The sequence below is a fragment of the candidate division KSB1 bacterium genome, from assembly GCA_034521575.1.
Classification (GTDB): Bacteria; Zhuqueibacterota; Zhuqueibacteria; order Residuimicrobiales; family Krinioviventaceae; genus JAXHMJ01.
This window is the reverse complement of record JAXHMJ010000003.1, coordinates 302389-325449: the sequence shown is the minus strand read 5'-3', so window position 1 is coordinate 325449 and position 23061 is coordinate 302389. Positions and strand designations below refer to the sequence as shown.

The following is a 23061-nucleotide window of genomic DNA, read 5'->3' as shown; positions in this document are numbered from 1 at the left end:
TATTTCCTCCGTACAAACATCACAATACGGTAATCAATTCATTAATATCAATAAACCCGAATTTGTCACTTTCCGGTTCGTTGTCAATCGTCTGGATCGATACGGCCTCTTTTTGGATTTTTATTTGTTTCTCAGGCTTTTTCCGGGTCAGGGGGGCAACCGGCGTAATCAGACCCTGTTTTACGGTTTCATTCACCAGGTCGCCGTCAATTTTTTCAATATTCCGTTTGGCTGCGAGCATCATAGCATTTTCGCAGACATGGTTTATCATTCTCGGGATACCGTCACTGTAACGGTATACAGCGCGCAATCCGGTTTTGGTAAAAATATCGAACGCAGCCGCCCCGGCCAGATTCAAACGATGCAGGACATAACGTGCAGTTTCATCACGACTGAGCCGAACCAGACTGGATTTCAAACTAATCCGTTGCTTGAGCTGCACCAGCTCGGGAGCGTCCAGATGCGCATCCAGTTCGGCGGTTGACCGGACAAGACAATTTGCAGCAGCTTGTCATGAACAGTTTCCAGATTGGATAACAATCGGATTTCTTCCAGAACCTCGGGATAAATTCTGCGCCTCGTCAATAATCAAGACACAGTTGATGCCGTTCTTATATTTGTCTATCAAAAAGGTGTACAATTCCATCAACACCTGGCCCTTGTCATCGCCACGCGGCTCCAGACCGAAATCCCGGCAAATATATCGGAGCAGTTCGGTAGAATTCAAGGTAGTATTGAACAGCCAGGCAAAGTGAACCTGTTCCTTGAGATCACTGAGCATCGTGCGGATCAAGGTGCTCTTTCCCAGACCGGGTTCACCCACCAGAGCGGTTACACCCCGGCGCATACTGACAGCCGCATTCAGACGCTCAAGCGCTTCCTGATGCCGCGGACTCCGGTACAAAAACCGTGGATCCGGTGTTGCGGAAAACGGCTCTTTCTTTATTTTGAAATATTCAAAATACATAATACCCTCTTTGCGTTAGACAGAATCTGCCATAGCTTTTTCCTTGATCATGGAAGCCACATCATGACGCTCCAGGAATATATCCGATTCCGGAACATCAAACACTCTGGCAACTTTGAGCTTGAACTTTTCCGTAGGTTCAATGCGGCCATTTTCCACCATGGATAGATAGGTGGAACTGCATCCCAGCAGCATCGCAAGTTCATATTGTTTGATCCCGGCTTCCCATCGTTTAACTTTTAGCAAATTTTTCATTATGCAACTCCTTTCGAATCAGTTAGTTGAACCCGTATATTCATGATGCAGTTCTCCGGGCGGTACCACCTGGGGACGCAGCAGCTTTGAATCCACATCCGAAATTGACGCCAATATGGGCAATCCCAGACAATACTGGGCATCTTCGACCGTATTGACGGAATGATCAAAATATTCAATAAAAAATGCCGTACCCAGAGAAACAACAGCTCCCAGCACAACAGCGATAGCGGCGAACAGCGGTTTGTTCGGACTGGCAGGCTTGAGCGGCACAATAGCGGGTTCCAGGAGCCGTACATGCACCAGATGCTCTTTTCGATTTGCCGCAATTCTCGCTTCCTCACGCTGGCGGATCAGCATAGAGTACACTTCCTTGAGGTCCTGTACACCGATGGTCATCATACCGAGTTGATAATCTTTCTGTGATAATTCTGCAATTTCGTCCGCCACTTTTTTCATTTGCTTCTGTATTTCCTGTTCAGTTGTTTTCAGGGCCTGCACACCCGTGGATTCCGAAGCAATTATTTTCTCGATCTCGGTGTCTATTTTACCTTCCACCTGGTGAATATCCCGATTCACGGTGATCACATCAGGATGCTTATCCGTGTACTTTTTCTGGAGCGAACTCTTTTTCAGTTCAAGATCAAGCAGCGTCTGGCGCAGCTTGTTGAGGTATTCCATCTTGCTCAGACTCTCGCTGGCTTCGGTATTCGGCAGCGTTGCCACCTGACCGTTACGGAGTTCCGAGGCAATCGCATTCAGCCGCGCTTCCTTGGCAATACGGCGCGAGCGGACCTGGGTGAGTTCCTGATCAAAATCGGCGAGCTGATTGAACAATATTTCGGATTGTTTGTCTGGCACCATCACCTTTTCCGACTGTTTGTATCGAAATCCGGATGATTCGATCGCATCAATCTGTGCTCTGATATCAGCAATCTGCTGATCCAGAAATTCCGAGGTGCGTTCATCGCGCGCCAGTTTGGACCGTATGTCCATATAGGAACTGATGATACGCTCCACAACCTGAGCCGCCAGATGCGGGTCTTTGGCCTGGTAGGCCACGTTGAGAATATTGGTGTCCCGTTCCCGTTCCACCTTTAGATTTTTTTTCAGCTGCAGATAGGTGTAATCCAGGTACTGCTGTTCTGTATAGTCTTGCTTGTGTTCCCGGATCATGAACGGAATATCCAGCCCGGTCTGCTCAATGACATTTTCCAGAATCTCCCGGCTCTTTAAAATGACCTCCTCTGATTCCAGCTGGTTATAAGGCACATTTCCGGAACCATGCGTGCCGAACAGATAATTTTTCTCCTGATTGTCCTGATAATTAACCATAATCTGAGCATTGGACTCGTAAACCGGGGGCAGAATGAATGTCAGTCCAATGATACCGGCCACCAGTCCGATAAACAGTGTAAAAATTAGTTTTCGGCGCCGGTACAGAATATAAAGAAAACTCTGAGGCGACATTGGACTGTTGTAATGCGAATATTCTATCATAATTTTCTCCTGATTCAGCAATTAATCGGATATTTGACCCGAGTACCATTGCCAGCGCACCCAGATATCAAGCGGACGCAAAACAATATCATAAATCTGATTCAGATAGCCGCCCAAATCTGAGATAAACGTTGGCGGTACAAAAATCACATCGTAGGGACGCAGCATCCGGTCATGCTGCATAGCTGAACCCAAATTCGACATGTCGAGATCAAGACGTTCAGCGAGCATATTGTGGTCCTCTGTGGCACGGATCAAAAGCACAGAGTTCATCTTTGCCGACTGTTTGGGGCCGCCCGCCGCTGCGATCGCGCGGATGACAGACAATCCCTTGTTCAGAGGATAAACACCCGGATTTTTGACATGACCCAGTACATAACAGTCCTGGCCGCCGAATTCCCGCACAATGACGGTAACATCCGGTGATATCAATATTTCTGCATAAGTATTTGTTATTATGGTGTCCAGTTTACTGACTGACATACCGACAACCCGGATATCCCCAATACGCGGCAATGAAATTCGGCCGTCGGGACGAACCGCAACAGATTCATTATATTCCTGATTGTTGAAAAATTTCACATCCAGTTTATCACCGAATCCCAGACGGTACTGGGCGCCCGGCCTGAAAACCTGTTGAGTACTGTCTGCTTCAAGCGCCGGATTGTAAACCACACTTGTTTGGGTAGCACTCGTATGCGGAGCGCAGGAAAAACTGATTATAACCGCCAAACACGCGAGTGCGAGCATGACTTTATTCATGGCATGCCTCTTTATTAAATAATTTATTTAGTAAAAATTTTTAAAAAAATGGGTTGACCGGGAGGGTCAACCCGTTATGGTATTACTTCATCAAGGTCATTTTTTTCGTTTGTTGAAATCCGTTGCACTGTACGCTGAAAAAGTAAACACCGGAAGCCACCTGGAATCCGCTTGCATCAAGGCCGTCCCAGACCACCTGATACTCACCTGCATTCCGATTCTCATTTACCAGTTCACGGATCTGACGTCCTGTAATGTCGTAAATCCGCACCGCAACCTGTCCCTGTTCCTTGAGCTGGAACGAAATGGTCGTAGTCGGATTGAACGGATTGGGGAAATTCTGTTGCACACCGTAAGCATCCGGGGCTGCTTTGGTGGTCGTTTGTACCGGACCATGATACTCTACCGTACCATCCGTGGCCACATCCACCAGCCAGTAAAACACCTGGACATCTTCTGTGGTGACGATATCTTCAAATGAATAATCATGCCGGGTCTCAGAGTTGATGGCGCCTTTGATCAGTGACTGATTGATGCGTGTTTTCGGGCCGTTAACCGCGTCAGCCCGGTAAATATGAAAACCGAGGTTTTCACTCTCTGACATGGTGCTCCAGGTCAGCAGGACGCACCCTGCCAGACTTTTTGCTTCAAAACTGTTGAGTTCAATCGGAACATGAACATCATCCAGCGGTTCATCGACTACAACCGTTCCAAAGTCCTTGGTTTCTGAAATAACACCTTCCCGGATTTTGTACAGTGTGGAATTGCCGTAATAGCTGGATTGACTCGGGGTCTGACCTGTATCCCAGACACGGACATACACCCAATTTCCAGGCTGCAGCAAATCATTGGCAATGGTGGCATTAAAACGTCCATTGGCTTCACCTTCATTGTAACCGGCGCCGATACTGATACGGTCGATAAGAATATCATCACCGCCGGGAGCTCCCATATTGGCCGGATCCGTCACCTCGGACAAAGGCGCAGTAATCGCGGAATCCGTTCCGGCATAGATAAAATCAACGCGGTAGCCTTCCGGCACTTTGGCGCCGCCTGAAAGTTCAGCGCCGGAATTGGACTGGATGACCAGATATCCGCCGAGAGTTTGAGCGTTAGATAATTCATTTTCAAGCATAAAGGGAGTGATCTGATAGGTTTCCGACAAATCGGCGGAGGTGATAACATACACCGGTGTGCTGCCGTAAAGTGTATTCAGTGCAGGCGTACCGGCAGAATTCCAGACCCGGACATAGACGGGCAGATTGACTTTGATGGATGTGCTTGTGAAAAGTTTGTTAAAATTGCCCTGGGAATTTCCTATATAGCCGTAACCGATCTCGGTTGAGGCAATTAATGTGTCATCCGCTGTCGGAGCGCCCAGTGGCCCGGCTTCGCTATCCGCGTTCGGTGGATCCACTTCTCCGTTTTCACCGGCGTAAATGAGTTGAACCAGACTGCCGTCCGGCACATACTCTTCATTTGGAAGCATAATGCCGCCGCTTGTTTCGACGAACAGATTGCCGCCAAACGCCAGGGCCACAGATGCAATCACAAGCAAAAATACTAGAGAGCGAAAGCTTGTTAAAATAATACCGCTATTCATCACGTTTCCTCCTGTTGAACTATTTTTCATACTCTACAGACCCGGATTCGGGTAGGTCCAAGAGTTATTTGTCGGTTCTGACTTTATATTGATGATATATCCTTTACCGGGTTTGAACTGTATGGGTGAGACCGCATTACCACTTTCTTCCATCCACTGCCCGTCATACTCTGTGCCTGTGTTTTGCGCAAGCCAGGCCACATCAAAGGTAGCGCCCTTCCAGGATAATAACAGATCAGAGTCCTTGCTGCTGCCACCGCCAATTACCACTGCATCCTGAGCAAGTTCTGTATCCTGCAGCGATACGCTAACCGGAAAACAGGAACCCACATAATTTTCGCCGGGCTTTAGAGGTATAGTACGTTCACTCTCCATAGGTACGGTTCCGCAAAATGTGATGTAGGTGTCTGTATGATCCGCCAGAATTCTAACCACAAAGGAACTGTTCAGATCGATATCCTGACTAAATTCTGCGCTCCCGGCTTCATTCATCCATTTCCCGTCATATTGTGTCCCTGATCCTTCCACCAGCCAGGCACGCTCACTCCCCTGTTCATTAAAAAAAATCACTTGATCAGAAGTGCCAACCGTCGTTCCACCTGTTAGTTGAGAACCAATGACAAAAGTCAGGGAACGGTCCTGCGGCACAATGGGAAGAGAGATCAATGTGATTCCGGTTTTTAATTCCAGCTTGAACACACCCACCGGATCAAATTCATGCACGACCTGCCCGTTGCTGAATGCAACCACTTTGTAGTACATCCCCGCATTCATAGTCAGGGACACACCGGGATCTGTAAAGGTGGTCTCGTTTACATTCTGCAGCACAGCGGAATACTCGTAAGCATTGCTGCTTTTGTATAGTTCATAACTGTCGGCGGTGAATATCGCATCCCAGTTCAGCCGGACATCACCGTTTACATATTCGGCATCCACCTGAAGCGAGGAATCCGGTACCACAGCGCTGACCTCAGTTGAGAGCTCACTTTCATTTCCGAACCGGTCATAAGCGCTGACCGCAAAAAAGTATTCTTTACCCGCAGGCAAATTATCCGCAACAAAAACGGTTTGATTGCCCACATCTTTTACGGTTGTATAATTACCCGAGCCCGAACCATAGTGAATCCTGTAGCCTGCCAGATCACTTTCCGTGTTTGCGTCCCAGGTCGCTGTCAATGTACCTGAAACAGCAATGGCCATCGTCATAAGCAAGCTCAGAAGCAAAAACACTCTAACTTTTGTGGTCAAATAGGCGATAGTGCATCGCATTATAAAACACCTCCTCATACGTGCCTATTAATCTTGAGTATCGCTGTACTCTAAAATTTGAATGCTTTTCAGATTACGAAATGATTTAAAATGTATAGCGCTCCAAAAAGCCGGCGTTTCGAGAGATTTCATTTAAATACGAAGCATAGTTTGTGCCAAAAGAGCAAATCATATCTTGTGTTTTTCTTTGTACGGGCGCCCCTTACAAGCATTTTTAATCTGTTTTTATTAGATTTAATAAAGTGAATTTTTATCTGATTTGATTTTTTGGTCTCTTTGCAACGACACAAAAATAAATTGTTACTTTCATGTCCCAAATTTACAATATTGTCATCAACCGGTTACACATGGTACAGTTTGGATACATCCCCCTTGAAAAGGCCCCCAAATTCGCTGCCTATAATCATACAGCAATATGTTGCAGTTCGTAAAGTCGATCAATAACTTTTTCCGCGACCCGGGTGATGGAGTTGCTTTCCTGAGGAGTCATGGGTTTTTGTGCCTGGTAGACCACCCCTTCTTCCGCCGCGATCTGACGTATGCGCCGGTTCAGATCATCCGTAATTAAAATAACGGACAAACGCGGCCGGATCTTTTTAATCACAGGCAGCAGTTCAATCCCCATCATTCCTGCCAGCTCCACATCCAAAATCAACAATTCGACATTTCCATCCAATATTTCATTCAGCACTTTTACACCGCGCTGTGCAAACCGGATATCATAATCAAGTTCCTGTAAATTTCTGCTCACGGTGTCGTAAATATTCGGATCGTAGCTCGCAATAAGAATTGATTTCTGAATCATGCTATGTCGGCTTTCCTGATTAAATCTGTTGCGTTTTTGATTTTCTATTTCAATCATTATGCCAGCTAATTATATTTTCAAGATTTTTTTGGGGGTTTGTTTTTTATAGACTTGCATACCATACACAATTATGCGTTTTCATATGAGACCTTGAATGCCATGCAACATTTTGATCCACACTCATTAAGCCATATTTTTTAGACAGTTAACCTATCACATTAAATTTCTTCAATTGTCCAGAGACGGGGACAAATCTGAATAGAACAGCTTATCCGGCTTGCATTAAAAGCCGCGTTTCATTTGAAAATAGGCTTCGTTCCACAAGAGTTCTTTTTTGAATTGGGATAACCGGGTATCTGCATCAATCAATAAATATTCAATGCCGGCCATCTCTGTAAAATCCTGCATATGTTCCGCGGTCAATGCCTGACTGAATCCGGTGTGATGCGCACCGCCGGCGTGAATCCAGGCTGCTGCGGCGATTTTGAGATCCGGTTTCGGTACCCAGACCACCCGCGCAACCGGAAGTTTGGGTAAATCCTCTGCCGGTTTTACCACATCCACGGTATTGACGATCATGCGGAAGCGGTTACCCAGATCCACCAGCGAGGCATTCAAGCCTGCACTTTCAGCCACATTAAACACCAGTCGGGCCGGATCCGCCTTGCCGCCGATACCCAGAGGATGAACTTCAAGCGACGGTTGATCATCAGCAATCGAGGAACAAACTTCAAGCTATGCGCACCCAGCACCTGCATCTGTCCGGGGCCGAAATGGTAGGTATAATCTTCCATGAATGATGTGCCGCCCTCAAGTCCGGAAGCCATCACTTTCATGGAACGAACCAAAGCCGCAGTTTTCCAGTCTCCTTCGGCTCCGAATCCGTATCCGGATTCCATCAGACGCTGAACCGCCAGACCCGGCAGCTGCACCAGACCGTGCAAATCTTCAAAGTTGGTCGTAAACGCGCTAAAGCCGCCCTCTTGCAGAAAATTGCGCATGCCGTTTTCAATTTTAGCCGCTTCTTTGATCATATTCAACTGACCTGTATCGCTGAGCGCTTTGGAGGCTATTTTATAGGTATCCTTGTACTCTTTGACAAGAGCATCCACCTGGTCGCCCGAAACATGATCAATCGTATGGGCAAGGTCACCGACACCAAAGGCATCCACCCGGTAACCGAGCTGCATTTGCGCTTCCACCTTGTCACCTTCAGTAACCGCGACATTGCGCATATTATCACCGAAACGGGCGACGCGCATCCCCTGTGCATCATGCCAGGCGCAAGCGGCACGCGCCCAGGTATTTAGCTGTTTTTGCACTTGTTCGTCCCTCCAGTGACCCACCACAACTTTGCGGTTCAAACGCATGCGCGTGCCCATAAAACCAAATTCACGGCCGCCGTGCGCCGACTGGTTCAAATTCATAAAATCCATATCAATTTCAGACCAGGGGATGGATTCGTTGAACTGTGTATGCAGATGCACAAAGGGCTTTTGCAGAATTTTCAGACCGGCAATCCACATTTTCGCCGGAGAAAACGTATGCATCCAGATCGTCAGGCCCCACAGTTTTCAGCGGTATTGGCCTCCTCGGCCAGTTGCTGGATTTCTTCAGGACGGGTCAAAAGCGATTTGAACACCACTTTGACCGGAATCTGATCCGAAGCGTCCAGCGCTTTGGCAATTTTTTCAGAATCCTCTTTTACCTGATTGAGGGCGTCGTCACCGTAAAGATGCTGACTGCCTGTCACAAACCAGATTTCATATTTATTCAGATCAAGCACAAGTACTCCTTTCAAAACAGATTAAGCGTTTAATGTTTCTCTCTCGGGCTGTACTCTGCATTTGTGTCAGGAAATGCATGTTTTGTTTCATTAAAACTGTTTAAATTGCAAATCAAACATTCTAATTCATCACACGGAACACCCATTTCGTCACCGTATGATAGGGGTCATCCGGTGTCAAAACGGTAGACGGAAAAGCCGGTTGATTGGGTGAGTCCGGAAAATGCTGGGTTTCCAGACACAGCGCATGACGAAATTCATAAATCGTGGCGTTTTTACCGGTCACCGAACCATCAAGAAAATTCCCGGAATAAAACTGCAGTCCGGGTTCCTGGGTATGGACTTCCAGCACCCGTCCGGTTTCCGGCTCGATCAATCGTGCTGCCAGTTTCATCTCGCCGGGGTCGGCGTTCAGTACAAAATTATGATCATAGCCGTTGCCGTATTCAAGCTGTGTATTATCCGCATTGATACGCGAACCGATGGCAGTGCGATCGGTAAAGTCAAATGGCGTACCTTCAACCGGGCGTATTTCGCCGGTAGGGATCAATGTCGAATCCACCGGTGTAAAATGATCGGCATTGACATACAATTCATGACCAAGAATCGGGCTGGCTCCGGCGTCTTTGAGATTGAAATAGGAATGGTTCGTAAGGTTACAGATTGTCTTTTTATCGGTTACGGCCTTGTATTCCAGTTCGAGGGTATTGTCGGGAAACAGTGTGTACCGGGTTTCTACCTTTAAAGTGCCGGGATAGCCTTCTTCTCCGTCCTCACTGACATAATTCAGCACAAGACTCACCTTGTCGTTTTCTTTAACCGGTTTGGCAGTCCAGAGGACTTTGTCAAATCCGGTATTGCCGCCATGCAGATGATTGGGTCCATTGTTGGTTGCCAATTCATAGGTTTTACCGTCAAGGGTAAACCTGCCCTCGTCAATGCGGTTTCCGTAGCGCCCAATGGTCGCACCAAAATAGGAAGGCTTGTCCAGATAACCCTGCAGCGAATCATAACCCAGCACCACATCACCCGGTTCTCCGTTGTTATCAGGTACCCTCAGATGTGTGACAATCGCACCATAATTAATAATCGACACACTCATGCCCTGATAATTTGACAATGTATATTTTACCACCTCGCGGCCATCGGGCAGAGTTCCAAAAGGCTCTTGTGTGACAGAAAAGGTGTCAGCAGACTGCTGTGTGCAGCTTACAGCCACCAGCATCAGCAGCGCCAACTTGAGCAATACGGGACGAAAGAATTTCATGCATAACCTCCGATGTTGTTATTTACCAGTAACCGGTTTCCACTGCTCTACTTTATTTAACGTCTCAAAATCCACGCGATGATCAGCCCACTCCTTGCCGGTTTTCTAAATATCATTCAGATCATCCACAGCAATAAACAGAACATTGGGTTTTGCCTTTGATTTCAGACAATCGGCGAGGATTGATAATCCGGCGAAAGCCCTTGGCGATTTAAATAAAAATCAAGATTCTCCTTGGTAATAATTTCAATCGGTAATGTTATTTCCTTGTCCACTTTTTCCTTAAAGAACAAGTACCGATACAACAGATAAATACCGGTGAATCCCTGCAACTCCGGACTCTGAGAAATCAAAAAGTCGATGACATTGCTGCGCATAAATTCTATATTTGCAGGCACCAGATCAAAACCGATTAAAAAGATTTTTCTATTGACGGGCACTGTCGAGATACAGTCCGCCATTTCATAGGTGTGCGACCCGGTCACAAACACACCTTTGAGGTTTCTATTTTTGCTTAAAATCGATTCATAAATCTCATGTACTTGAATTTTTTTACTGTTTTCCGGCACGTCCACCTCAATAAGGTTCAAATCTTCACGGGATTTGAAATAATCGCAAAATCCGCGTATACGTTCATTAATGTGATAGGTCGCCGGCAAAACCCTCACCATAGCAATGGTCGAGGGATCCTGGATGACCCAATCAAACAGCTTTGCCGCAACGCGTCCCCCATAAAATGAGTTCTGATGAATGGTGGAAAGACAGCGTGTGTTTGGAATCTCGGAATCAAAATAAACATGCGGTACTTTTTTGGGCAGGGTTTCGATAAAATCTTTTGCCGCCTTTATTTGAATCGGCGCGATCAACAGACCGTTATACTGGTTCTCAAGCACTTTATTGGAGACTTTAATAAAGGATTCAGCCGAAAATTTGTCATATTCGAAGCGTTCGACTTTGACCTGGAACGGTTTGAGGTTATTGCTCGCCTGCTCAACACCTCGGGCCGGCAGTTTCCAGTAACCACCGTCCTGTTCCGGCCTCGGCATAAGAACCGCAAGCTTGAGTGAAGGACCCACGACCAAATTTCTGGCAAAAATATTCGGCTGATAATCCAATTCTTTAATGATTCGTTCAATTTTTTGCCGGGTTTCAGGTTTGACTTTGCCGCGTTTGTGCAGCACACGATCAACGGTCGCTATCGAAACTTTGGCCATTTCGGCGATCTGTTTGATGGTTGGTCTTGACATATTTCTATCACGTTTGTCCGTAATACGCATTCGGGCCGTGTTTCCTCTGATAGTGTTTTTGAACAAGCGTTTTGTCCAGCTGCGGTACATCAGGATTGATCATGCGTGTATAAAGCGCCATTTGAGACAACTGCTCAAGAACAACACTGTTGTAAACCGCCTTTTCAGGTGTATCTCCCCAGGTAAAAGGACCGTGTCCGGCCACCAGCACCATTTCAACCTCTTTATAAGAAATAGACTCGAAGCGTTTAATGATTTGATTGCCGGTCTCCACCTCATAATCCCCTTTGATCATGTCAGGAGACATAAAATCAGTGCACGGTACATCCATATGCAGATGATCCGCATGTGTGGTACCCAGAACAGGAACAGGTTTTGCCGCCTGAGCCCAGGACACCGCAAATGTCGAATGCGTATGCACCACTCCGCCAATTTCCGGAAAATGTTTGTATAATACAAGGTGGGTTTTGGTGTCTGAAGACGGGCGCAGATTGCCTTCAACCACATTGCCGTCAACATCCAACACAACAATATCATTGGGACTCAGTGTATCATAACTGATCCCACTGGGCTTGATGGCGATCACCCCCTCGTTCCGGTCGATCGCGCTGACATTGCCGAATGTATAAATCACCATATCCTGGCGCGGCAGTTCCATATTACATTGATAGACGTTATGTTTTAAATCATAATAGTTGCTCATTGATGCTCCCTTGTTCCTGTACGGCAGAGGCCTTTATTCAGTAAATTCCTGCTCGATGAATTCCGCCAGTTGCGAATATTTTTCATAGAGCTTTTTATAAATGCTGACATTTTCAGGATTTGCATGAAACTCACGCTCAAATCCGCTTCCCATGGCGGCCTGAGCCTGCTGCATCTCCGGATACAGTCCTCCGGCAGTAGCAGCGGCCATGGCAGACCCGAGGGCAACCGATTGTTCAGAGGCCACAACTTTAATCGGCATATCCAGTACATCGGCAGTGATTTGCATCACAAACGGTGATTTTTTCGGAATACCGCCAATGGCAATGACGCCGTTAATTTCGACGCCCTCATCACGAAAACGATCCACAATTTTTTTAGCGCCAAAAGCTGTGGCTTCAACCAGAGCTCTGAAAATTCTAGGAGCATCCGATCCCAGATTCAATCCGGTGATTGCACCCTTGAGCGCCTGATTCGCATCCGGTGTACGCCGGCCGTTCATCCAGTCCAGGGCAACGATCCCTGATTCCTCCGGGGAAATTGTTTCCGCAGCTTTGCTCATCAGGGATCATCTTTTCACGCATTTCATCGATGAGTTTCTGCCGGGTTTGCGGATTTACCAGATCCGTATTCGCCAAAATTTGTTCACAAGGCCAGGAGAGCACCTGTTTGAACCAGGCATAATGCGCCGAAAGCCGGACTCACCGGCTTCAGCGCCAGATCATTTGGAAGAATGAGACCATCGACCTGTCCACAAATACCTTTGACCAGGTGTTCTCCGCCCTGAGGTTTCTCAGTGACAATCATATCACACGTGGACGTGCCCATCACTTTAACCAGCATATTGTTCTCAATCTCCGCGCCAACCGCGCCAAAATGTGCGTCAAACGCGCCCACGCCCACAACCACATCTGTAGAAAGACCCAGTTTTTCAGCCCATTCGGCAGTCAATGTACCTGCAGGCTGATCACCGGTGAACGTATCTGAATACAAACGTTCACGCAGTCCTTTCAGCACCGGATCCAGCTTGACCAGAAACTCTTCAGGCGGCAATCCGCCCCATGATGCATGCCACATGGCTTTGTGTCCGGCGGCGGTTCGGCTTCGTTTCATCGTCAGCGGATTCATAGTCCCGGTCAACAGAGCCGGTATCCAGTCGCAGTGTTCCACCCAGGAAAAAGCAGCATTCCGAACATCATTATCGTGTCGTAAAACATGGATAATTTTGGACCAGAACCACTCCGACGAGTACACGCCGCCCTCGTACTTTGTATAATCTTCACCTCCCCAGGACCGGGCGATCTGATTGATTTCTTCAGCCTCTTTTACCGCGGTGTGATCTTTCCACAACACAAACATGGCGTTGGGATTGTCTTTAAAGTCGGGCTTCAGGGACAAAGGGGTACCCTCTTTATCAACAGCGCAGGGTGTCGATCCTGTGGTATCGATGGATATTGCTCTGATCTTTTCGGCTGCTCCCTCAGGCGCCTTGTTCAATGCGCCTTTAATCGTTGTTTCCAATCCTTCAACATAGTCCAGAGGATGCTGGCGAAACTGATTTTTTGCAGGTTGACAATACTTTCCATCTTTCCAGCGCGGATAATAAAACACAAATTCGCCATGTTCCGTGCCGTCCGCAGCATCTACAACAAGGGCGCGAACAGAATCGGTTCCGTAATCTATTCCAATTACATAATTTTCATTCGTATTCATATTGACTCCCATAGTTTTACACAAAACAATCCTGCCGTGTCTCTAAAAAACGACTTTCAAATTTGGCTTGAGACTTGTCCATCCTCGGCCTCTTTCAGTTGCATGAACGATTCACGGTTCCTGACAGGAATAATATTATGAAAAATAAATATAAATCACAACGTTTCATTGGCTTTTTTGTAAAAATATCAAAACCAATTGAATACAGGGCATTCTGGAAAACCGCCCTGCATTTTTGACAGATGGTAATAATAACATGTCGAAACAATCAATTATACAAAAACCAATTCAAGGCGTCCATTCTTTTTCATTCGTTGACATACATCATCATCAGTTCCATCAAATGAACCCGGGGTATTCCATTTTAATCCAGACCAGAAGAGGCTGCAAATCTTGGGGCATCTTTGATAATATCTTTTTCTCCGGTCAGAGTCTCGCTTTTAACACGATCCAGCTTTCTTTTCCAACAAGGCCATGATGTCTTTAATATTCTGCACATCATTGAAAAACACCTGATACGTGTCAGCATTGGCCTGACGAACAAACCTCTGCAAACCAAACGTTTCATCAAAACCCAAAATCTTGTCTGTAATTAAAGTTATAACAGCGCTCCCGGATTAATCGTTACGGCAAAAAGCGCTGAAATTCAGTGCTGCGCTACATGTCTGTTTCGTGCCCCCAGGCACACGGCCGACGATCTCGTCGGGTTCAATGTAGGTGACCAGGTTGGTCGACCGCCGAAGTCGGACTGGCCGCATTCCCAAACCGTTCACATTCTTAATTATCCGAAACCCGTAGAGCACGTTTCAGAAAAAATCAGAATTTTGTTCATGATTAAAGTTATAACAGCGCTCCCGGATTAATCGTTACGGCAAAAAGCGCTGAAACTCGGTGCTGCGCTACATGTCTGTTTCGTGCCCCGGCGCACGGCCAACGATCTCGTCGGGTTCAATGTAGGTCGACCAGGTTGGTCGACCGCCGAAAGTCGGACTGGCCGCATTCCCAAACCGTTCACATTCTAATTATCCGAAACCCGTAGAGCACGTTTCAGAAAAAATCAGAATTTTGTCCATGATTAAAGTTATAACAGCGCTCCCGGATTAATCGTTACGGCAAAAAGCGCTGAAACTCGGTGCTGCGCTACATGTCTGTTTCGTGCCCCCAGGCACACGGCCGACGATCTCGTCGGGTTCAATGTAGGTCGACCAGGTTGGTCGACCGCCGAAATCGGACTGGCCGCATTCCCAAACCGTTCACATTCTAATTATCCGAAACCCGTAGAGCACGTTTCAGAAAAAATCAGAATTTTGTTCATGATTAAAGTTATAACAGCGCTGCCGGATTAATCGTTACGGCAAAAAGCGCTGAAATTCAGTGCTGCGCTACATGTCTGTTTCGTGCCCCCAGGCACACGGCCGACGATCTCGTCGGCCTACATTTTAAACAGTACATACTTTAGTACGTACTGTTAGCCCCGTATACATCCTATTAATATTATTGTAATTACCCTTAGCATATAAAACCCTTGCTCGCAACTTGTTCTCTTGAGTCGCAACGATCTGCAAGATTCAAAACAGTTCTTCCGTTACGCGTCGGAATTGCCTTTGCGGTAGTCCAGGCCCAGCTGATCGATCATACGATAGATGGTTTTACGGTTCAGATCCGCGGCATCCGCGACTTTGGAAATATTGTTATGGTGCTGTTCCAGCAGTTTTTCCAGATACTGGCGTTCAAAGGCCTGCACGAACTTTGGCTTTGGCGGATTTGAAATCCGTGCTCTCATTGGTATCAATCATCACCCGGTTGGATTTCGGCCGCAGCGGATCAGGCAGATTTTCAGGCAGGATTTCTTCTTTGGTTGCGACGGCAATGGCGCTTTCTATCGCATTCTGCAATTGGCGCACATTACCGGGCCAGTCGTATTCTTCCATCAGCATCAGCGCTTCATTGGAAATTTTTTCCACTTTGACCAGCCCGATATCCTGATATATTTTTAGAAAATGATAGGCCAACACGGAAATATCTTCACGTCGTTCGCGCAGCGGCGGCAGCGCGATACGTACTACGTTCAGCCGGAAAAACAAATCCTCGCGCAGTTTGCCTTCCTTGACCAGGTCATCGGGATCTGCATTCGTCGCGCTGATAATACGCACATCCAGATCGCGCTCTTTCAGACTGCCCAGACGCCGCACCCGCCGTTCCTGCAGCACGCGCAGCAGTTTCGGCTGCATATCAATGGGGACTTCACCGATTTCGTCCAGAAAAATCGTGCCCTTGTTGGCGGCTTCAAACAGTCCCGGTTTGTCACTGACCGCACCGGTGAACGCGCCCTTGACGTGACCGAACAGCTCGCCTTCCAACAGATTATCCGGCAATGTGCTGACCACAACGGGAACAAACGGCGCGTTCTTGCGCTGACTGTAATGATGAATGCCGCGTGCAATGATTTCCTTGCCGGTGCCGGTCTCGCCGGTAACCAGAACATTGGCATTGGTCTGCGCCACCCGTTTGACCTGGTTGAACAACTCGAGCATTACCGGACTGCGCCCCACCGCGCCGTGAAATCCGGTATCCTGTTCAAAATCGAGTTTGCTTTTCAAATAATTGTTCTCGCGCTTTATATGTGCAAATTTAAAGGCGCGCTCAATCGGGATAATGATATCCTGATGCGTCTGCACTTTTTGGATGAAATCAAACGCACCTTTTTTAAACGCATCCCGGGTCACTGAAATGTCACCGTGCGCCGTGTATAAAATCACCACCACATCCGGATCCCGGCGCTTGGCTTCTTCCAGCACCTGAATTCCGGAATGCCGCTGTTCCATTTTCAGATCGGTCAACACCACCGGGGGCTTTTTCTTCATAATCATTTCAACCCCTTCTTTGGATCCGGTAGCTCGCAGGATATTATATCCGGTACCGTCCAGCAGACTTTCGATTGATTTCAGCACCTGTTCATCATCATCAATGATTAACAACGTATTGTCAGCTTTTTCTTGAGTCATAGTCTAAATCCAAATCTAGTTTAAGGGTTCGTTCGGCAGCCAAATGCTCACATTGGTTCCCTGTTTATCTGTTTCGATTTCTAAATATCCGCCATGATCCGTGACAATCCCATACGCCACACAAAGCCCGAGGCCCGGATGGTCTCCCTCTTTTGTTGTATAAAAGGGATCGAATATTCGAGCCAACTGACGCGGTGAAATGCCGTCACCACTGTCACGTATGGAAATATGTATAAAATCAGGATTATCCGATTTTATTCCGTTGCTGAGCCGGACCTGACCACCGCGAGGGAGCGCCTCTTTGGCATTGCGCAGCAAATGAACAAAGCACTGTTCCAGAGACACGCTGTCCGCACGAATATACGGCAGGTCATCATCCAGCTCAATCTGGTAATCAATATTGTTTGTGGGGTCGGCGAACCGCGTCAGATTCAAAGACACATTGATGATTTTGTTAATGCTCACCATTTTAAAAGACGCGTTGCGCGGACGATTTAACAGCGCCAGTGCATTGGTGATGGTGGACATGGTGTAAATCTGTTCCTGCATACGCTGGAGTTCCTGCAGCACATCATCCTTGTTCAGGGTCTCCCAGTCCTCGGACAACAGGCGTCCGATTTGATTGAGTATGGATCCCATCGGGTTGTTCATGCGGTGCGTAATGGGGAACGCCAATTGCTTGAGCATATGCATCTGATTGAACAGCCGACGCTGACGCATCAGTGAAACCGGAACCTGCAGACCGAAACATACCAGTGTAAAAGCCTGGTCTTCGGCATTGACCACCGGCTGCATACACAAGGCCCATTCAATTTGCTGTTCACGCCAGCACTGACGAGCCTTGATCAGTCCCGACCCGGAACAGGCATCACTCTGGAATTGGTCCAGCTCGGATTCAGAGAGCAGATTCAACCGCTTGAACACAAATTCTCCCTTGCGGATCAAAAGATAGGTATCGGTTGCCGGAAACGGAAATCGAGTCGCAGACATGACCCGGAATTCCCGATCCAGAATAAACCGGTAATAAACAGACGAATGATAGGATTCATAGTCAGTATTGATCATAACTTTACGCTTTTGAAGGAACTCGCGGCAGCTTGACCACGATATCCGCTTCACCTTCCCGATTTCGCATGCTTAATCTGCCGCCGTGATTGTAAATAGAGGCAAAGGCCTGCAGCAATCCCATATTGACCTTTTTCTTGAACGATTTCTGCTGATTGAATGAAGCGGTCATGGCTTTTAAATCCGCGTCCGGACTGGCCTTGATCTGAATACAGAATTCAAACTCGGACTGCTCCGACGTGTAGCGTATATTCACATGCACACCGCCGGTCTGTCCCGCAAATTCCAGCGCATATTTCAGCAGTTCGGTAAACGCATTCTCTATATTCAATTCGCACAAATAAACCGAAGGCAGATCCTCTGAAAACCGTGTGCTGATATGCACGGATTTATGCGGCCGTTTAAATTCCGCAATCGCTATCGAGCGCTCCAGTATTTGCCGAAGATTGTGCTCTTCCACCTGATCGGTATCATGCACTTTGATCAGTCGCACACCTTCAAGTATTTTCCGAATGCGATTGATTTCATGCTGTATATTGTCCACTTTTTCCTGAAATCCCAATATATCCTGCTGTGTTGTGGCCTGATTCAAATCATTGCGCATCAGGTTCACATAGCCCATTAATCCGGTCAGTGGATTGCCGATATCATGCGCCAACTGCGCGGCAAAACTGCTCAACAACTGCAAATTATGCTCCCGGGGAGCGCTTTCTTTATGCATTTCTTTCTCCGGCCTGGACTCCAGCAGGATTACTTCATTGCGATTGCCGCTGTTCATCCTTTGAATGCGATGACAGGATACGTTTTTCATGATCATCCTGTGTACGCGTATAAAACTCGAGTGAATCCGACCGTTCTGTGAGAAACATATCAATCTGATAACGAATACCGGGCTGGTCAAACAACGGAACAGCCTCGTACAAATGCCGGCCAATGATATACGGCTGCCGGCAATATGACCGGATGCCTTTGTTATGCAAGAGCACCTTGAGCTCCGGATTCATCAGTACGTACCCGGATTCTTTCGGCTGTCGGTTCAGTTCCGTTATCTGAGTTGGATCGTATTCGCGCTCTGCAGAGGACGAACCTTTATCCGACTCTGAATCGTTCACCGGTGTCAAGCATTCGACAATGACCTGCCGTACCTGTCCGTGCGCATCCTGAACCGGAGTCGCTTTGGCGTAGCGTGACACATCATAACGAGCACTGTGGGCGCTGACAATGCTCTGCACGTCCTGATTGAAGGAAAAACACTTGACCACCGGACAATTTTTACACGGCGAGTCGCTGTTGAACAAAGCCGCATAGCAAATACGTCCCGTAAGCGATCGGTGCCATTTCTGCTCAAAATATTTCTGCAGGGACTCGCTGACTTTATGAATTACAAACTGATCATCTATGATGAACATTCGGGTCTTTGACGCTGTATCCTGCTCCCGGACATAAGCGTTCATCCCACGCCCCTTTTTGACGGATTATATTGATATATGTCGATTAAAACAAGATACATGTACACCCATTTCTTTCATTTGGTTTCTCAATATAATAATAGTGTCCAGTTAAAGCAACAATTTTTTTAATGAATCAATTGACAAGTTGTTGTTATAATTCCTTTTTTTAATAAACCGGACAAATAATCAGTACACGGAATCTCTGCAGGATGAATTGTGTTATAAAAAACAAAAAAATGACGAGGCATTATGAAAAAAAATCCGTTGCGGGATGGAATGAGAATGACCCGAGTGCCGGGTCCGGCCACGCTGGTCATATTCGGCGCCACCGGTGATTTAACCCGGCGTAAGCTGATACCGTCACTTTATAGATTGTATAAACAAAATTTGTTTTCTCCGGACTTGAAAATCATTGCATTTGCCAGGCGGCCCAAATCAACCGCGGAATACCGGGAAGAACTGAGACAAGAGATGCAGAAACACCTGGATGAATCCGACTGGTCGGATGAAAGCGTGCAGAATTTTCTTCAACGCATCCACTATTTCAAAGCTGCATTTACAACCCCCGGGGATATGAAAGATTTTTCCGTCTATCTTGACAAAAATACAGATCCTGTCTTTTCAAAAAACATCCTCTTTTATCTGGCCACGCCTCCCTCGCATTATGAAACCATTATTAAAAATCTGGGCAGAGCCGGATTCGCCTCTGAAGAGCAGGGATGGCGGCGGGTGATCATTGAAAAGCCGTTCGGACACGATCTGGCCAGCGCCCAGACACTGGACCGGGTGATTCGACAGGTTTTCCATGAAAGACAGATCTACCGCATCGACCATTATCTGGGCAAAGAAACGGTTCAGAATCTGCTGGTGTTCCGGTTTGCCAACGGCATATTCGAACCCATCTGGAACCGCCGGTATGTCGATTATGTCCAGATCACCGTGGCCGAAAGTATCGGCATGGAGGGACGCGGCCGCTTTTACCAGGAAACCGGTATCCTGCGCGATATTGTACAGAACCACATGTTGCAGTTGTTGTGTCTGGTCGGTATGGAACCGCCGGCCTCATTTGACGCCGATGCGGTACGCGATGAAAAGGTCAAGGTACTGCGAGCTGTCGAGATTTTTTCAGCCGAACAAGTGGACGAACAAGTCGTGCGAGGCCAATACACCAAAGGCTCACTGTGGGGCGAATCCGTGCCCGGGTTTAAACAGGAGGAGGACATTCCGGATGAGTCGCAAACTGAAACCTTTGTCGCCATGCGGCTCAGGCTCAACAACTGGCGCTGGGCCGGGGTCCCGTTTTATCTGCGCACCGGCAAACGTCTGCCCAAGCGCGTTACCGAAATCGCCATTGCATTCAGACAGGCGCCCATGCAGATTTTCGGCAAAGCTGCATCCGAAACCAGTTCCAATAACATTTTAGCCCTGAACATCCAGCCGGATGAAGGCATTTCTCTGAAATTCGCCTCCAAAGTGCCGGGACATGACCGCATCATCCGGCCGGTGGCCATGGATTTCCGCTATGGGTCCAGCTTCGGACACAAAGTACCGGAAGCGTACGAGCGTCTGCTGCTGGATGCCGTATTGGGAGATTCCACCCTGTTCACTCGAGCCGATGAAAGCGAAACCGCCTGGGCCATTGTAACCCCCCTGCTGCAGCGCTGGGCGCAACAACAACAGGACCTGCCGACCTATCCGGCCGGCGCCTGGGGACCGAAAAAAAGCGATACACTGCTTGTCCAGCCGCATCACAAATGGAGGATTTTATGACGAGCATTTCTCACATACCCGGCTACCCGGTCGATTTGCCGCACATCGAACAGGAATTGATGAAATTCTGGCAGCAAATTGCCAGCACCGAGAGCAATCACGCGGTGATTCGATCCACCACTTTGAATCTGATTCTTTTGGTGCAATCCAACGAACAATTCAAAGAAGCACAGAACCTGGTGCCGCATATCATCGAACATCATCCCAGCCGGATTATCCTTTTGTATTTTGATCCGGATAATAAATCCGAACATATAGAGTCGACAATCTCTGCATTTTGTCAGCCGCCGCGTTCCGGCGGCCGGCAAATCTGCTGTGAACAGATCATTCTATACACCGGACCGGAAAGCTGCGGACATATCCGCGGCGCGGTACTGCCGCTGCTGATCCCAGACTTGCCGAGTTTTCTGGCAACCCTGGACAGCGATCTACTGCAGGCCTGTGAGATCAAGCCGCTGCTGCAGATCCCGGACCGGCTGATCCTTAATCTGCCCCGATTTGTAGATCAGCAAAAAGATCTTTTACCACTGCTTCAATTGATCCGGGAACACACCCCCCATACGGCGATCAGTGACCTGTTATGGGCGGAACTGACGCCCTGGCGCGAAGCGGCTGCTCAGTGTTTCGATGCACCGGAGGCCATTGAAAAATTGAACCATATAAAAAAAATAAAAATTGAAAGTTACGGCAAACACAGATCGATCCCGGCCCTGCTGTTCACCGCATGGCTTGCCTCGCGTCTTCAGTGGCCGTCTGTAAAAAAAGATCCTGAGAACAGTTATGTTTTTCAAGACATCAAGGTGTCGCATACGCTGCGTTCCGGAAAACCGGACGGGGCGCTTGCCCGGGTCTCCTTTGCATTTGATCAGGATAAACCGGAGATGTACTGCGAGATTGAACGCGGCGAGCCGGGAAAACTGGTAATTCGCGATCCGCTCGGTGAAAAGACACTGGATATTGACACAGAACCGGGAAAACTGCTCTGTGATGAACTGGATTTTCTACATGCCGATTCGGTTTTTCTTGAAAGCATCGAATGGTTTGCCAAATTCGGAGAGTTTGAATGACTGACAAAATGATAGCGGAAAGCAAAGACCAACTGGGCGCTCAAGCTGCTGACTATATAACCCGGGTTCTCAAATCCGCCCTGCAGCAGCGCGGATTTGCCAACATCGCCCTGTCCGGCGGATCAACGCCCAAAGTGGTGTACAAACACCTCCAGCATACCGACGCGCTGGACTGGAACGCGGTGCGTTTTTTCTGGAGCGATGAGCGCATGGTGCCGCTGCATGACCCGGACAGCAATGCGGGCATGGCCCTGGAAAACCTGCTGCACCCGTTGTCGGTTGTGCCCAACACCATTTTTACACCGCCCACGTTTCTGCAGCCGCAGGCCGCCGCCGCACAGTATGAACTGAGCCTGCGCCGCATATTGCCGCAGCAGGCGCCGCCCGCCTTTGATTTGATCCTGCTGGGCATGGGGGATGACGGACATACCGCCTCTCTCTTCCCCGGCACCAAGGCTCTGAACGAAACCCGACGCTGGGTGGCGGCCAATTACGTGAAATCCAAAGAGGCCTGGCGATTGACCTTTACCTACCCCCTGCTGAATCAGGCCCGCCATATTCTGTTTCTGGTCAGCGGCGCCAACAAAGCGGAGGTACTCGCCGATGTGCTGGAAAATCCCGACAGCCGCTATCCGGCTGCACAGGTCAAACCGCATTCTGGAAACCTGATATGGTTTTTAGATCAGGATGCGGCGACAGAGTTGCGATAAAAAAATTGAATATAGAATTCTGTTACCGTTAGGATTGCCTCTATAAGAAATAACCGCCGTATACAAACGGCGACACGGGATTGTGCGGGGGTTCGTCCCGTCCTACCGCGAGGCGAT

19 protein-coding genes and 2 pseudogenes are annotated in these 23061 nt (G+C 48.0%); 3 read left to right on the top strand and 18 right to left on the bottom strand.

Translation table 11 applies throughout. The features are described from left to right. Positions 1-19: 19 nt before the first annotated feature. The 18 genes and pseudogenes from U5R06_09930 to U5R06_09845 all read right to left on the bottom strand — a co-directional run bounded on the left by U5R06_09930 (position 20) and on the right by U5R06_09845 (position 19400). Positions 20-442 (bottom strand): hypothetical protein, encoded by a 423-nt coding sequence (locus U5R06_09930; protein MDZ7723100.1) that lies wholly within the window; start codon positions 440-442, stop codon positions 20-22. Between the two features lie 69 nt (positions 443-511). Next, on the bottom strand, positions 512-967 hold the full coding sequence (locus U5R06_09925) for an AAA family ATPase (protein MDZ7723099.1): 456 nt from the start codon (positions 965-967) through the stop codon (positions 512-514). Between the two features lie 15 nt (positions 968-982). After that, positions 983-1222, bottom strand: coding sequence for a helix-turn-helix transcriptional regulator (locus U5R06_09920; protein ID MDZ7723098.1), 240 nt, complete (start codon positions 1220-1222; stop codon positions 983-985). A gap of 18 nt (positions 1223-1240) precedes the next feature. Then, positions 1241-2722 (bottom strand): GumC family protein, encoded by a 1482-nt coding sequence (locus tag U5R06_09915; protein MDZ7723097.1) that lies wholly within the window; start codon positions 2720-2722, stop codon positions 1241-1243. Positions 2723-2743: 21 nt separating this feature from the next. Then, the gene (locus U5R06_09910) at positions 2744-3484 is read right to left on the bottom strand and encodes a polysaccharide biosynthesis/export family protein (GenBank protein ID MDZ7723096.1); all 741 of its coding nucleotides are present in this window, start codon (positions 3482-3484) and stop codon (positions 2744-2746) included. Positions 3485-3566: 82 nt separating this feature from the next. Further along, positions 3567-5087: a FlgD immunoglobulin-like domain containing protein gene (locus tag U5R06_09905; protein MDZ7723095.1), complete on the bottom strand. Its 1521-nt coding sequence runs from the start codon at positions 5085-5087 to the stop codon at positions 3567-3569. A gap of 33 nt (positions 5088-5120) precedes the next feature. Continuing rightward, the gene (locus tag U5R06_09900; protein MDZ7723094.1) at positions 5121-6356 is read right to left on the bottom strand and encodes a fibronectin type III domain-containing protein; all 1236 of its coding nucleotides are present in this window, start codon (positions 6354-6356) and stop codon (positions 5121-5123) included. A gap of 403 nt (positions 6357-6759) precedes the next feature. Beyond that, on the bottom strand, positions 6760-7161 hold the full coding sequence (locus U5R06_09895; protein ID MDZ7723093.1) for a response regulator: 402 nt from the start codon (positions 7159-7161) through the stop codon (positions 6760-6762). 282 nt (positions 7162-7443) lie between these two features. Next, positions 7444-8947 (bottom strand): annotated as a pseudogene (gene araA / locus U5R06_09890) (L-arabinose isomerase). 121 nt (positions 8948-9068) lie between these two features. Then, positions 9069-10214 (bottom strand): aldose epimerase family protein, encoded by a 1146-nt coding sequence (locus U5R06_09885; GenBank protein MDZ7723092.1) that lies wholly within the window; start codon positions 10212-10214, stop codon positions 9069-9071. A 164-nt stretch (positions 10215-10378) separates the two neighbouring features. Continuing rightward, positions 10379-11461 (bottom strand): LacI family DNA-binding transcriptional regulator, encoded by a 1083-nt coding sequence (locus U5R06_09880; protein MDZ7723091.1) that lies wholly within the window; start codon positions 11459-11461, stop codon positions 10379-10381. Between the two features lie 7 nt (positions 11462-11468). Continuing rightward, complete coding sequence (locus U5R06_09875) at positions 11469-12164, bottom strand: L-ribulose-5-phosphate 4-epimerase (GenBank protein ID MDZ7723090.1); 696 nt, start codon at positions 12162-12164, stop codon at positions 11469-11471. Between the two features lie 33 nt (positions 12165-12197). Continuing rightward, positions 12198-13876: pseudogene (locus U5R06_09870) on the bottom strand (ribulokinase). A 1585-nt stretch (positions 13877-15461) separates the two neighbouring features. Beyond that, on the bottom strand, positions 15462-15620 hold the full coding sequence (locus U5R06_09865; protein MDZ7723089.1) for a helix-turn-helix domain-containing protein: 159 nt from the start codon (positions 15618-15620) through the stop codon (positions 15462-15464). Beyond that, entirely contained in the window at positions 15607-16881 is a 1275-nt protein-coding gene (locus tag U5R06_09860; protein MDZ7723088.1) for a sigma-54 dependent transcriptional regulator, read from the bottom strand. The genes U5R06_09865 and U5R06_09860 overlap by 14 nt, the downstream gene beginning before the upstream one ends. Before the next feature lie 15 nt (positions 16882-16896). Then, positions 16897-17946: an ATP-binding protein gene (locus U5R06_09855; protein ID MDZ7723087.1), complete on the bottom strand. Its 1050-nt coding sequence runs from the start codon at positions 17944-17946 to the stop codon at positions 16897-16899. 4 nt (positions 17947-17950) lie between these two features. Further along, positions 17951-18757, bottom strand: coding sequence for a HAMP domain-containing sensor histidine kinase (locus U5R06_09850; GenBank protein MDZ7723086.1), 807 nt, complete (start codon positions 18755-18757; stop codon positions 17951-17953). Then, positions 18702-19400, bottom strand: coding sequence for a hypothetical protein (locus tag U5R06_09845; GenBank protein ID MDZ7723085.1), 699 nt, complete (start codon positions 19398-19400; stop codon positions 18702-18704). The genes U5R06_09850 and U5R06_09845 overlap by 56 nt, the downstream gene beginning before the upstream one ends. Positions 19401-19646: 246 nt before the next feature. Between U5R06_09845 and zwf the strand changes: the two genes are divergently transcribed. Genes zwf through pgl form a run of 3 tightly spaced genes read left to right on the top strand, consistent with a single transcriptional unit; the run spans position 19647 to position 22944 of the window. Beyond that, positions 19647-21167, top strand: coding sequence for a glucose-6-phosphate dehydrogenase (gene zwf / locus U5R06_09840; GenBank protein ID MDZ7723084.1), 1521 nt, complete (start codon positions 19647-19649; stop codon positions 21165-21167). Continuing rightward, positions 21164-22234, top strand: coding sequence for a glucose-6-phosphate dehydrogenase assembly protein OpcA (locus tag U5R06_09835; GenBank protein ID MDZ7723083.1), 1071 nt, complete (start codon positions 21164-21166; stop codon positions 22232-22234). The genes zwf and U5R06_09835 overlap by 4 nt, the downstream gene beginning before the upstream one ends. After that, positions 22231-22944 (top strand): 6-phosphogluconolactonase, encoded by a 714-nt coding sequence (gene pgl / locus U5R06_09830; protein ID MDZ7723082.1) that lies wholly within the window; start codon positions 22231-22233, stop codon positions 22942-22944. Before U5R06_09835 ends, pgl begins: the two co-directional genes overlap by 4 nt. Positions 22945-23061 lie beyond the last annotated feature (117 nt).

Coding starts and splice junctions, on each gene's coding strand:
- U5R06_09875 (MDZ7723090.1), bottom strand. CDS start 12,164: ATGAGCAACTATTATGATTTAAAACATAACGTCTATCAATGTAATATG.
- U5R06_09915 (MDZ7723097.1), bottom strand. CDS start 2,722: ATGATAGAATATTCGCATTACAACAGTCCAATGTCGCCTCAGAGTTTT.
- U5R06_09880 (MDZ7723091.1), bottom strand. CDS start 11,461: ATGTCAAGACCAACCATCAAACAGATCGCCGAAATGGCCAAAGTTTCG.
- zwf (MDZ7723084.1), top strand. CDS start 19,647: ATGAAAAAAAATCCGTTGCGGGATGGAATGAGAATGACCCGAGTGCCG.
- U5R06_09850 (MDZ7723086.1), bottom strand. CDS start 18,757: ATGAAAAACGTATCCTGTCATCGCATTCAAAGGATGAACAGCGGCAAT.
- U5R06_09855 (MDZ7723087.1), bottom strand. CDS start 17,946: ATGATCAATACTGACTATGAATCCTATCATTCGTCTGTTTATTACCGG.
- U5R06_09835 (MDZ7723083.1), top strand. CDS start 21,164: ATGACGAGCATTTCTCACATACCCGGCTACCCGGTCGATTTGCCGCAC.
- U5R06_09920 (MDZ7723098.1), bottom strand. CDS start 1,222: ATGAAAAATTTGCTAAAAGTTAAACGATGGGAAGCCGGGATCAAACAA.
- U5R06_09905 (MDZ7723095.1), bottom strand. CDS start 5,087: ATGAATAGCGGTATTATTTTAACAAGCTTTCGCTCTCTAGTATTTTTG.
- U5R06_09910 (MDZ7723096.1), bottom strand. CDS start 3,484: ATGAATAAAGTCATGCTCGCACTCGCGTGTTTGGCGGTTATAATCAGT.
- U5R06_09895 (MDZ7723093.1), bottom strand. CDS start 7,161: ATGATTCAGAAATCAATTCTTATTGCGAGCTACGATCCGAATATTTAC.
- U5R06_09845 (MDZ7723085.1), bottom strand. CDS start 19,400: ATGAACGCTTATGTCCGGGAGCAGGATACAGCGTCAAAGACCCGAATG.
- pgl (MDZ7723082.1), top strand. CDS start 22,231: ATGACTGACAAAATGATAGCGGAAAGCAAAGACCAACTGGGCGCTCAA.
- U5R06_09925 (MDZ7723099.1), bottom strand. CDS start 967: ATGTATTTTGAATATTTCAAAATAAAGAAAGAGCCGTTTTCCGCAACA.
- U5R06_09860 (MDZ7723088.1), bottom strand. CDS start 16,881: ATGACTCAAGAAAAAGCTGACAATACGTTGTTAATCATTGATGATGAT.
- U5R06_09900 (MDZ7723094.1), bottom strand. CDS start 6,356: ATGCGATGCACTATCGCCTATTTGACCACAAAAGTTAGAGTGTTTTTG.
- U5R06_09885 (MDZ7723092.1), bottom strand. CDS start 10,214: ATGAAATTCTTTCGTCCCGTATTGCTCAAGTTGGCGCTGCTGATGCTG.